The 12,000-nt window shown below is 38.5% G+C and carries 12 protein-coding genes and 1 pseudogene; 6 read left to right on the top strand and 7 right to left on the bottom strand.

The annotated features are described in order from the left end of the window. Positions 1-40 precede the first annotated feature (40 nt). Positions 41-739: a L,D-transpeptidase gene (locus VB694_RS04845; RefSeq protein WP_323359178.1), complete on the top strand. Its 699-nt coding sequence runs from the start codon at positions 41-43 to the stop codon at positions 737-739. A 3-nt stretch (positions 740-742) separates the two neighbouring features. Here the strand turns inward: VB694_RS04845 and VB694_RS04840 are convergent, their stop codons facing one another. After that, positions 743-1,324: an Npun_F5749 family FMN-dependent PPOX-type flavoprotein gene (locus VB694_RS04840; RefSeq protein WP_323359177.1), complete on the bottom strand. Its 582-nt coding sequence runs from the start codon at positions 1,322-1,324 to the stop codon at positions 743-745. A 129-nt stretch (positions 1,325-1,453) separates the two neighbouring features. On the opposite strand from VB694_RS04840, the pseudogene VB694_RS04835 reads away from it, so the two are divergent. Continuing rightward, positions 1,454-1,690, top strand: a pseudogene (locus VB694_RS04835) (hypothetical protein); the annotation flags it as partial. Between the two features lie 98 nt (positions 1,691-1,788). Beyond that, the gene (locus VB694_RS04830) at positions 1,789-2,088 is read left to right on the top strand and encodes a hypothetical protein (RefSeq protein ID WP_323359175.1); all 300 of its coding nucleotides are present in this window, start codon (positions 1,789-1,791) and stop codon (positions 2,086-2,088) included. Positions 2,089-2,154: 66 nt separating this feature from the next. Here the strand turns inward: VB694_RS04830 and VB694_RS04825 are convergent, their stop codons facing one another. From VB694_RS04825 to leuC, 4 genes are all read right to left on the bottom strand, one after another. Beyond that, the gene (locus VB694_RS04825) at positions 2,155-2,613 is read right to left on the bottom strand and encodes an EVE domain-containing protein (RefSeq protein WP_323359174.1); all 459 of its coding nucleotides are present in this window, start codon (positions 2,611-2,613) and stop codon (positions 2,155-2,157) included. Positions 2,614-2,664: 51 nt separating this feature from the next. Beyond that, on the bottom strand, positions 2,665-3,273 hold the full coding sequence (gene leuD / locus VB694_RS04820; RefSeq protein ID WP_323359173.1) for a 3-isopropylmalate dehydratase small subunit: 609 nt from the start codon (positions 3,271-3,273) through the stop codon (positions 2,665-2,667). Between the two features lie 60 nt (positions 3,274-3,333). Beyond that, positions 3,334-4,062, bottom strand: a complete 729-nt coding sequence (locus VB694_RS04815) for a hypothetical protein (RefSeq protein ID WP_323359172.1) — start codon at positions 4,060-4,062, stop codon at positions 3,334-3,336. A 283-nt stretch (positions 4,063-4,345) separates the two neighbouring features. Beyond that, positions 4,346-5,749 (bottom strand): 3-isopropylmalate dehydratase large subunit, encoded by a 1,404-nt coding sequence (gene leuC, locus VB694_RS04810; protein WP_323359171.1) that lies wholly within the window; start codon positions 5,747-5,749, stop codon positions 4,346-4,348. Between the two features lie 121 nt (positions 5,750-5,870). On the opposite strand from leuC, the gene VB694_RS04805 reads away from it, so the two are divergent. Continuing rightward, positions 5,871-6,767, top strand: coding sequence for a shikimate dehydrogenase (locus tag VB694_RS04805; RefSeq protein ID WP_323359170.1), 897 nt, complete (start codon positions 5,871-5,873; stop codon positions 6,765-6,767). A gap of 1 nt (position 6,768) precedes the next feature. On the opposite strand, the gene VB694_RS04800 is transcribed toward VB694_RS04805, so the two are convergent. Continuing rightward, entirely contained in the window at positions 6,769-8,778 is a 2,010-nt protein-coding gene (locus VB694_RS04800; RefSeq protein ID WP_323359169.1) for a hypothetical protein, read from the bottom strand. 500 nt (positions 8,779-9,278) lie between these two features. Here VB694_RS04800 and VB694_RS04795 point away from each other — a divergent pair, with 500 nt between their 5' ends. After that, positions 9,279-10,496 carry a succinate--CoA ligase subunit beta gene (locus VB694_RS04795; RefSeq protein WP_323359168.1) on the top strand — a complete coding sequence of 406 codons (1,218 nt, stop codon included), beginning with the start codon at positions 9,279-9,281 and terminating at the stop codon, positions 10,494-10,496. A 44-nt stretch (positions 10,497-10,540) separates the two neighbouring features. Beyond that, on the top strand, positions 10,541-11,425 hold the full coding sequence (locus tag VB694_RS04790; protein WP_323359167.1) for a CoA-binding protein: 885 nt from the start codon (positions 10,541-10,543) through the stop codon (positions 11,423-11,425). A 172-nt stretch (positions 11,426-11,597) separates the two neighbouring features. Here VB694_RS04790 and VB694_RS04785 read toward each other — a convergent pair whose 3' ends face one another. Further along, entirely contained in the window at positions 11,598-11,816 is a 219-nt protein-coding gene (locus VB694_RS04785) for a hypothetical protein (protein ID WP_323359166.1), read from the bottom strand. Positions 11,817-12,000: the final 184 nt, after the last annotated feature.

Genomic DNA, 12,000 nt, shown 5'->3' with positions numbered 1-12,000 from the left:
GATTTTTTCAAAATTCAAATATGAGTCCTATATACAAATCATGAATACAGAATCAATAACCAAATATCTCAAACAACAGAGAATCCTATTAAACATTATTTTGTTTTTTGTTACTGGTTCTGTATTTTATGGGTTGCTATTAAGAACAGGTTTAATATTTCCAGTTACTGCAATTCCTGAAGTTTTATGTATTTCCAATTGCCAAACTGAACAAAAAATACATAATCCTATAATTGGAGATGAATTATTAAATTATGACCAACCCATAGAAAAACTAATTACACAACCCATCAATAAACAGAAAACCTCTATTTTAATTGAAAAGTCTAAACATAGGTTGACAATTTATTACGAACTCAAACCAATAAAGTCTTATCCAGTTGTTTTTGGTGCTAACCCCACAGGGGATAAACGAGGAGAAGGTGACAAAAAAACCCCAGAAGGTATTTTGCAAATTAAAGACCTTTATCCGCATCCCCAATGGTCAAAATTTATGTGGTTGAATTATCCTAATAATCAATCTTGGAGAAAGCATTTTCAAGCTAAAATCAATGGTGAATTAGCTTGGAATATTCCTATTGGTGGTGAAGTGGGTATTCATGGTGTACCTGCGGGTGGAGATGAAATGATTGATGCACGAAATAACTGGACTTTAGGCTGTCCGTCTTTAAAAAATAAAGATGTAGATGAATTATATCAATGGGTTAAAAAAGGTACAATTGTGGAAATTCTTCCTTAATGTTTAAGGATTAATTTCTTGATAATACCATTCTTGATTTTCATCAATTTGATAAAAGGTTCTATTTTGTGGTTCACCCCGCAATTCTAAATGATCTACTTCTGTAGGTTCAAGTAATAATAAACAAAAATTTTCTACTGGTTCTATAGGATCTGGTGCTGGTGGTGTAAACGCTTCTGGTGTTCTTACTCTCATCTCACCCGGATCAGGCCAAGCAAATTGTAAACGTGCTGCATCACTTAATTCTTGCCACATTTTCATCCTCGCTGGTTGTAGATGTGGATGAGAATTAGCAGTAATTAAAATCAAATTTCCACTAATACGAAATTGTTCTCTGGTGTTGGGGAAATACCAACAAATTTCTGCTGCTGGTTGTTTTGATATTTGTTCAGCTTTTGCACTACGAATATCGGTGATGAATTTTAGCTGGTTTGTATCTTCAAGAAAACCACGAAATACTACAGTGCGGTTAGCAGGTAAACCATTTTCTCGCACCGTTGCTAGTTGCAGATAACGGGAATAAACAAGACTGCGGTTTTTGTGTAAAGCGCGAGTGATAAGACTACGCCAAGGTGCTAGTGACATTTTTTATTTTAGTTCTAATTTATACGAATTAATTAAATAGTGCAAAGTGAGAAATTTAGCAATCTTCCATACTAAACCAATTGGGGTTATATTCTTAGTTCGTAATTCATTCAGCAACAAGACCTTATTATGGTTCGAGAACTTGAGCGCAAACGTCAGGGTGCAACGTTTCCAGAATCTGCTCCAGCAGCCAATCCTGTATTTTTTATAACCTACAGCCGCCGTACAGAGGCAGGTTTAAGGGAAAGTTATGATCAGGTGTGCGATAGCGAAGCGCTCCGTAGGAATCGCACTCTTAAAGGCTTAGTTGAATTAGGCAAACTCACCCCCGAAGAAGCTGCCCTTTTAGACAAAATGCAGCGCAACTAAACATAGTCTCAAAGACTTACCGGACGATACACAAAAAAATTCCCTAGCTTTGTTCAGAAGCCAGGGTAATCCAATAAAAAAGTTCACCCATCATTATGATCCAAAAACCTGCCAATAAGACTGGAATTTTCCAGCCACAATTTCCGACTGTTAAAGATCAGTCATCTAGTACCATTGTTCAAAATACGCTGGACACACCAGAAAAAGTGGAAAATCGGCTGATAGCTGCTAATTCTACAAATACTCCCATACCACCAAATGCAGGAGAGTTAATACCTATACTCACCTATGGAGGTGTGTCCGTAGCAGTGATTATTGCAATGGCTTGGTTTGTGAAGGTACTGCTTGCATCTATGTCGGAATTACTGCAAGCACTACCCAAACATAAGAAATAATTTTGAGTAAGGGTTTAGCACTGCTAAACCCCTATCTGTAGGCATCAATACTCCGTATATAATCAGTTAACTCAGGTCTAAAATTTTTTGTGCTACTGTTTCCAACACGGGTATTACTGATAAGCGATTCCCTTTTTTAACCACCAACAATTCATCACCACTAAATTTTTCTTTGAGTATAGATAAAGAAATAGGCTGAGAAAATACCTTGACAAATTGCACCTTTACAGTTTGCCAACGTGGTGATTCAGGAGTTGATTTATCATCATAATATTTACTATTTACATCAAATTGTGTCGGGTCAGCAATACCTGTTTCAACTATCTGCATTAAGCCAAAAATCCCTGGAGGTTCAGCATTAGAATGATAGAAAAATGCTAAATCTCCTATTTGCATTTGTCTCATAAAATTCCGCGCTTGATAATTACGCACACCGTCCCAAATTGTCTCACCTTGCTGTTGTAAATCAGTAATACTATAAACAGATGGTTCTGACTTCATTAACCAATAATTAATTGCTTTCATATAATAAATTCCCTGATTGTAGAGACGTTAAAGGAAACGTCTCTATATATACTAACTAGCGGCTAAATTACCCCAAGCAATATAAGGTAATTTTGCTGCTGTGGCTTTTACCTGTTCTGCATTGGCTACTAACTGTCCGCAAGCGTCCCAAGTTCCAGCAACAAAAGCGATTCTTGTCCCTTCACCCATCACCACTGGGGCAGTAAAATCTCCAGTAGCTACTTGCAATTTTTCCACATCTATGGTATAGGATGCTTGGGGTTTAGCGATCGCTATTTCTTGCAGTTGTTTGACTATTTCCGCGTCAGCAGTTACGCATGGTATCCCCATGGCGACGCAGTTACCAAAGAAGATTTCCGCAAAGCTTTCACCGATGAGGGCTTTGATTCCCCATTTTGCAAGGGCTTGAGGTGCGTGTTCTCTTGATGAACCACAGCCAAAGTTGCGGTTAACTATGAGGATTTTTGCGCCTTGATATTGGCTTTGATCAAAAGGGTGTTCACCATTTAAGGCTTTTCTGTCGTCAACAAACACGCCTTCTCCTAAGCCGTCAAAGGTGATGGCTTTTAAGTAGCGAGCAGGTATAATTCTGTCTGTGTCTATGTCGTTACCGATGAGGGGAACGGCGTTACCAGATATTTGTTTTACTTCACTTAGCATAAGATTAATGAACCACGAAGGCACAAAGGACATTTTAACTCTAAAAATCTACCAAATTGATTACAGAGAGATTTCAGATCGGATATTATTTATCGTTGCTATATGATTCATATATTCGTTTAAAAAGAAGTTTGATTTTTCGGTCAAATTAGGATATTCTTCGGGAACCAATGATTTTGGCAGATGACAGATATCACAATAAATATCCCAAGAGTTATTATCATGCGGATATCCAACTGCTTGAGATAAAGATGCAAATGCTAACCATCCATTTTTAAACCCAGAATAAACATTTGAGAAAATAAATTTATCAGCCGAAAAAATAAGTTTCTCAGGCTTTTCACCTGAATATCTATGCCTGGGATGAACTACATTATTTCTTAAAGTCCGATAAATATTTTCATGGTATTTTTCAAAATTTTCTAATTCAATCTTTTGTTTTTCAAGTGTTTTACACCATTTATCTTTAAATGTCGCATCATACCATTTCTTTTTCTTTTTCAAGGAATCTTCTATAAATTTCTGGATTTCTGGTTTTGTAGTGATTACTTGATTAATAATGGCTTCCATACTTACTTGAAATAAAATTACAGCTTGTATGCAAAATTGAAACTCATTTTTACGTTTAGATGCTAATTCAATGGAAACACTTTGGTAATCTAATGCGTTGTAATTATATTCAATGAGTTGTTTCCCTTCGCATACTGCTTGGTAGGCATGAGACAACATTTCTCCTCCCTTCAAACCACAAAATTTTGCAATATCAAAATCATATTCTGGTGGTACCATTTGATTTATTTGTCTTTGTTTTTTGCTTTTTTCCTATAGGACAGGTTTCTAGCCTAGCCTTTTTTTCACTCCCCTCCTCGCTTGCCTACGGTGTACACACAAGTCCTAGATTCCTTACTAAATAAGGCTTTGCGATTTTTCATGTATTCTCAATAAACAAACTTTATCGAGAATTACTAACGGAATATCAAGGGTTACGGAAAATCACTTTCTACAAATCCGAATTTCTTGAAAGATGTGTGTACACGGTAGCCTCGCTTGCGGGGAGGGTTTGGGGGTGGGGTTATAGCAGTTCGCGCACGTCGGCGATTTCGCCTTTGATGGCTGCTGTGGCTACCATGGCGGGACTCATGAGGAGGGTACGACCGGATGATGAGCCTTGTCTACCTTTGAAGTTGCGGTTGGAGGAGGAGGCGCTGATTTGTCTACCTTGAAGTTTGTCGGGGTTCATGGCTAAACACATCGAACATCCTGGTTCTCTCCACTCGAAACCTGCTGCAACGAAGATTTTATCTAGTCCTTCGGCTTCGGCTTCTTTTTTGACTCTTTCTGAACCGGGAACGACGAAGGCTTTCACACCCTCTGCGACTTGGCGACCTTGGGCGATTTTGGCGGCTTCTCGGAGGTCACTAATGCGTCCGTTGGTGCAGCTACCGATGAAGCAGACATCAATTTTTGTGCCTTGAATGGGTTGACCTGGATATAGATCCATGTAGCCATAAGCTTCTTCGGCTATGAAGCGGTCTTCTTCTAGGAGTTCTGCGGCTGTAGGGACTTTTTCATCTACGCCTATTCCTTGACCTGGTGTAATTCCCCATGTAACGGTGGGGGGAATATCTCCGGCATTAAATACTACTACATCATCATATTCGGCATCAGCATGACTACTGAGGGATTCCCACCAAGCCAGGGCTTTTTCCCAGTCTGCACCTTTGGGGGCGAAGTCTCTATTTTTTAGGTAATCGTAGGTAATTTGGTCAGGGTTGACATATCCGCATCTGGCACCACCTTCGATGGCCATGTTACAAACAGTCATCCGCTCTTCCATGTTCATCTGAGCAAAGGTTGTACCTGCAAATTCGTAAGCGTAGCCTACGCCACCTTTTACGCCTAATGTACGGATGATATGTAATATTACGTCTTTGGCGTAAACTCCGGGTTTTAAGTTACCGTTAACTTCGATTTTGCGGACTTTGAGTTTAGATAATGATAGGGTTTGAGAGGCGAGTACGTCTCTAACTTGGCTTGTACCAATCCCAAAGGCGATCGCTCCAAAAGCACCATGACTTGATGTATGGCTATCTCCGCAAGCGATGGTCATTCCCGGTTGAGTTAGTCCCAATTCCGGCGCGATGACGTGGACTATACCTTGATTTCCTGAACCAATATTGTAAAAAGTTATGTCATTTTCTTGACAACTCTTTTCTAATGCCTGGATCATTTCTTCTGCCATGCTATCCACAAAGGGACGGGCTTGGTTTTCTGTAGGGACTATATGATCAACTGTGGCTATTGTCCGTTCTGGAAATAATACTTTTAAATCCCGTTCCTTGAGCATAGCAAAGGCTTGGGGACTGGTAACTTCATGAATAAGATGTAGTCCAATAAATAGTTGTGTTAATCCTGATGGTAATGTACCAACAGTGTGTAAGTCCCAAACTTTGTCAAACAGAGTTCCCTTGCTCATACATTAATCTATGTTAAAGGAGTCGAATTTCTGATTTTATCAGAAAATTGGTACATTAGATCCTAATTTATTATTGTCTAAATCAGAATTTACAGGATTTAAACCCATACTCGACTGAATCATGAATAACCAAGATCATAATTATTGCCAAAATATCACTGGAAAAACCAAATTTTTAGGAGTGATTGGACATCCTGTAGAACATTCCCTTTCACCGATGATGCACAATGCAGCATTGAGTAAATTGGGGTTAGATTGTGTTTATCTACCTTTTCCTATTGCACCAGAAAATTTGGAAACTGCGATCGCAGGTTTTGCCGCTATTAGTGTTGTTGGTTTTAGTGTCACAATTCCTCATAAACAGGCAATATTACCTTTATTATCAGAAATTTCTCCCATTGCCCAGGCTATCGGTGCGGTCAATACTGTCATTCGTCAAGATGATAAATGGGTGGGAACAAACACGGATGTAGAAGGGTTTATTGCCCCTTTGCAAACTACATACCAACAAGATTGGACTCAAAAAAAGGCAGTAATTTTAGGGAATGGAGGTGCAGCCAGGGCGGTTGTTGCTGGTTGTGTGCAGCTAGGTTTGGCAGAAATTCATGTAGTAGGACGCAATTTATCTAAGTTAAAAGAATTTAGCCACAGTTGGGAAAATTCACCTTTTGCCAATAAATTTGAAGTACATTCTTGGTCAGAATTACCAAAGTTAATTACCCAAGCAAATTTGTTAGTAAATACAACTCCTGTGGGAATGTATCCCCATGTTGAACAATCACCTTTGAGTGCAGAGGAAATGGCAAAATTACCTTTAGATGCCATTACTTATGATTTAATCTACATTCCCAAACCGACAAAATTTTTACAACTGGCAGAAAAACAAGGCGCTATTACCATTGATGGCTTAGAAATGCTAGTTCAACAAGGTGCAGCAGCATTAAAAATCTGGTTGCAACAAGAAGAAATACCTGTAACTATCATGCGCCAAGCACTACAAAATCATTTGGGTTGTTGAATTATTCTGGCCTTTTCATATACCGTTCTTCCCCTTGGGAATTGTAGAGAAATACGGCTAGGTTCGCATTTTCGCTAATTACTCCTAAAGCCTGTTGCAAAGTTTGTAAATGACTTTGGATATCAGGATTACCATTTTGTAATGCTTTTTCATACTGTGGGGTTAAACGGACAATAATACCTTGATCTTCAATTGTAAAAGTGCAGAACCGCATCCCATTAACACAGGTCTTTCCTAAATCAGCGCGAGTTTGTGTCAAGTTGCCGTATAGCTGCTGTTTTGTTTGTGCTTGTGTTAAAGCACTGGAATAAGGTTGGATGAGTAACTGTGCTTGGCTGTAGTTGGAAGTATCTGCCGATATCTGTTTAGCCGTTTGCAAAGCTTGTTGCCAAGATGCTACTGCTGCTTGCCATTGATTTTGTGCTTCATACTTTTTAGCCTGACTCGCAAAATTAACAGCTTGCTGATAAATTTTTGCTGCGGCAATTTCTCTTTTAGAGATGTTGCGTGCCAATGTAAATCTCGGTTGATAATCCACTAACAGGCTTTGTGCTTCCTGGTATGCTGTGCTGGTTTTGGGGATACTTTTCAAATTATTGACAACCTCTTGCCAAGCAAACTGTACCCTTTGCCAGTCATTACCAGATTTAGCATTAATTTGGCGATTATTAGCTGATTCAGCAACGTTTTTGGCTGTAGCCAACTTCTTCTGCCATGCTTCTTCATCCAGTAACTGCTGATTTATCGCCTGTAAATTGCTTTTATATTTAGGTAAATTTGTCTGTACTAAAGCATAAAGTTCATGGTTGGGTTTGATAGATTCTAAAGGTGTAATTGCTTGTCGCCATAACGTTTGTCTGTTGCGAATTTCATCTAAACTAGCTGCGGGAGTTTGAGTTTTTTGCTCTGCTGCAGATGCTGTTTCTAAAGCTTTGACTACTTGCTTAATTTTAGTTGACCGTTCAGAAAAACTTAATGTCAATTCTTGAGCGGGCTGATAACGAGGCGACCATTGAGGAATTACTTGGAGATCAGAAATAGCTTGATCTAGTTGTTGTTGTAATCCTAATAGTTCTTGTTGAGATTTAGCTCGGCGGAGTAATTGCTGAGATTCATCTTGGAATTGTTCAGCAGTATTTAATGCTTGACACGTGCCAATTACACAAGCACGACTCAGAAAAAAAACACCACCTCCAAAAAAAACAGCCACTCCCAATACTCCACCTAATAGGATAGGTATAGGTGGTAAAGATGGTAATGATAATGACTTTTTCTTTGATAAGTTTTGTCCACCGGCAAAAGGGTCAAACTTTTCTTCCTCTAGTAATTCATTTTTCCTATCATCAATAAATGAATTATTTGAACTAAATGTAGTATCTGAGCTAAATGAATTATCTGAGCTAAATAAAGTATCTGAGCTAAATGAATTATCTGAGCCAAATGAATTATCTGATATTTCTTCGTCTTCCTGGGAAGAAAATCGATTGTCTGCAATATTATTGTCTGTTAGCGAACTAAATGAAGTATCTGTAGGAAGATGATCATCTATGATTGAACTAAATGAATTATCTGAGATATTCTTGTCTGTTCCCGTAGCTGAAAGTCCGGGAATTTCCAGCGGTGGAAAAATTAGCTGGTTTTTAGGAGTACCTGGATGGGAAGCATTGCTTGCTTCCGATAAAGAAATGTAATGATCTTCCTGTATTCCCTTCGCTTCGATAATGATTGAATGTTTAGCATAAGGTAGTTTTTCTCCGGAAACCCTGACATAAAACTGCACCCTTTCATGATGGTATTGAGATTGCCATTGGAGCGATTCCTCAAGGATAGTAAATATTTTTTCTGTATCAACCGTTACACCTGGAGGATGTTGCGTCAAAATCATCAGTTCGTCATTTTGGATAGCGCATTTCACCTGGATAACTGGTGCAGAGGGAAGTTCCAGTAGTAATTGTTCCTGTAAAATACTGGCTAGAAGCTGAATATCTTCTTTTTGGAAGGTTACTTTCATAATGGCTACTGCTAATGTTCTATATAGTTTTATAGTTTTTATTATCTTGGAGCAGATGAAATAAAGAGATGGACTTTGTTACATAAGGATACATAATTTTACGAACTCCAGTTTCCCATTCCCACGAACGGCTTTTTCACAAAAATTCCGTCTGTCACCAGACGGCAAGGGAGTGGCGATGGTTTGGGATTCTGCTTTTTTATACTATTAGACGATCTCAATGCGAGTATAAATTATTTAAGGAAAAATATACAATAAAATTCTAGTAATTTTTTAACATATAAAGTTGATCAGGAAAAATCAATAGGTCTAATCAGCCAAATAGCAGCGATTGGGGTGATAAAAATGAATGTGTGACTATTGCCGAATCCGATAAAATTGATTCGTGCTAAATAAATTTTCTAGCCGACCAAAGCGTGATTATCTCATCTAAGTGATGTATAAACAATTATACATTATTTGAGTTTAGCTTTTGAATTGTTAATACAAGGTGTGTGTCAATGGATTTATTGGAGTACCAAGTTAAAGAATGGTTTGACAAGATGGGCATTCCCGTCTTACCATCTCAACGAATTGACCATCCTACAGACTTAAAACGCCTAAAAATTCGCTATCCGATTGTTCTCAAATCGCAAGTACACGCAGATGAAAGGGCGAAAGCTGGTGGAGTGAGGATTGTAGAAACTACCATTGATGCGATCGCCGCTGCCCAAAATATCTTTAATTTACCAATTTGGGGCGAATTGCCAGAAGTGTTACTGGCAGAAACTAAATATGATGCTAAGGATGAATATTATCTGGCTGTAGTTTTAGATACAGCCTTATGCCGTCCAGTGCTTTTAGGTTGCAAAGAACCAGATATTGATTGGGAATCGCCAGGGGAGAAAATGCAATATGTGGTTGTAGAACAGGAATTTTCGCCATTTTATGCTAGACGACTGGGATTAAAAATGGGCTTACAGGGTGCGCTAATGCAATCGGTAAGCGATATTGTGGAAAAAATGTATCAGTTATTTGTGCAGAAAGACCTGGATTTAGTAGAGATAAACCCTCTGGCTGTCAGTGCTTCTGGCCAGGTTATGGCACTTAATGGTAAAGTTAGAGTGAATGAAAGAGCAATTAACCGACATCCCAAAATAGCTGATATGACTGCAAAAATGATGAGCCGTCATAAAAATAGCAAGATTAACAACTTCTTGGGTAATGGGGATGAGTTAGAAATACAGGGAAAAATCGGCATATTAGGCAATGGTACTGGTTCTCTGTTAACAACTTTGGATGCGGTGGTGAATGCAGGTGGTAAACCTGGTATATCGCTAAATTTACGACATTCTTTTTTGACTGATACTTCACCAACAACTTTTTGCGATCGCCTAGAAACAGGTTTAAAAGTTTTAGCTGCTGAAAAAAGCATTCAAGTAATTCTGATTAACTTTTTGGGCTTTATTCCTCAAGTTTCCCAAATGTCGGAAGTCATTACCAATTTTACCCAAATAGACCCAAAAGAACTCAAATCTTATCTGTCTAATGGTAGTAAACATCATTGCAAACATTTACCCCGCTTGGTTGTCCGTCTTACTGGTTCTGATTTTGATGACGCTAGAAAATATTTAGCTACACTCAAACCCGAAGGTGAGACGCTAATAGTAGTAGAAAATTTAGAAGAGGCCGTAACACAAGCCGTCCGTCTGGCTAAGTTACCTACTGCCAAAAAGTAGTATAAGTTATCAGTTGAATAGCCAATGACCAATGACAAAATTTTATGAATTTAACACCAGATAGTAAAGTTTTAATTCAGGGTTTTTGTGAATTTATTTCCGCAACTCATGTTGCTCAAATGAAAGCTTATGGTACTAATGTGGTAGCTGGTGTTGCTCCTGGATGTGGTGGACAACAAATCTACGATCTGCCAGTATTTGATTTAGTAGAGGAAGCAATATCAAAATTTGGGCAAATTGATACGACAATTATTTGTGTACATCCTTACCAAGTTTTAGATGCGGCCTTAGAAGCGATCGCCTCTAATATTAGACAAATAATTATTATTTCTGCTGGTGTACCACCATTGGATATGGTGACATTACTCCGTAAAACAGAAACTGGTGAAACTTTGATCGTTGGACCAAATAGTCCTGGCATTATTGTTCCTGGTAAAATTCTCTTGGGAACTCAACCCAGTGAATTTTATACTCCTGGTTCTGTAGGAATTGTCAGCCGTAGCAGCACTCTTACTTATGAAGTCGCTTGGGAATTAACCAAAGCTGGTTTGGGTCAGTCAATTAGTGTCAGTATTGGTAGCGATGCTATTGTTGGTTCTTCCTTCCCTCAATGGTTACAAATTCTTGATGAGGATGAAACCACAGAAGCAATTGTTTTAGTTGGCCAACCAGGAGGAGAGAGTGAGGAAGCTGCTGCACGATACATAACTGAAGCTATTGATAAACCAGTTATTGCTTATATTGCAGGTAGACACGCACCACCCAGCAAATATTGGCATCAGACAGGAAATTTAGCAACCGTTGTCAAACGTGATCCTAATTTCGGGACTACACAACATAAATTAGCCGCTTTCCAAGCAGCACAAGTTCCTGTAGCTGAATATCCTGCTCAAATTCCTGAACTTTTGCAAAAGATAATGTTTTCTTAGGAAACGCTTCCTAAATTATGAACAACAAGATCCCCGACTTCTGAGATCAATGTATCATTTATGCACACAATAAATCAAAGAAGTCGGCGATCTGGATATGAACGATTGCTATAGCTGAATAATTACATTTTTATTAACCGTTAACAATTTGCAGTTAACGGTTTGAACAAAATTAATCAATAGAAATTTGTTGAGGACCAGATGATTTACCATTCTGTGCTGGAGTACCAGGATTCGAGAAACCGCCAGAAGTGATATGTTTATCTAACCAGGTTTTAACAGGATCATCTGCTAGGTTGAGTCGGAGTACACCGGAGACAAACCCACCCATAAATGACACTGGATTCTGAGTAAATTCTTTAAATAGGGGTGACAGTTCAGTAATAAACATTAGACTCTCCCAGTATTGCTGTTAAAAATTATTAATTCCTCATCAATCTTAACAGATTCTGACAAAGAAACAACTAGTACCGCTTTGCGGAAGTCAAAAGTCAAAAGTTAAAAGTTAAAATTAAGACAGTATAGGCTCTTTGGCGATTGAAAATGGTCGGTTTATTTACGCCGTGTTGTACTAG

The sequence above is a fragment of the Anabaena sp. UHCC 0451 genome (genome assembly GCF_034931405.1).
In the GTDB taxonomy this organism is placed as follows: Bacteria; Cyanobacteriota; Cyanobacteriia; order Cyanobacteriales; family Nostocaceae; genus RDYJ01.
The sequence above is the reverse complement of the archived record's forward strand: the minus strand, read 5'-3'. Positions and strand labels throughout refer to the sequence as shown.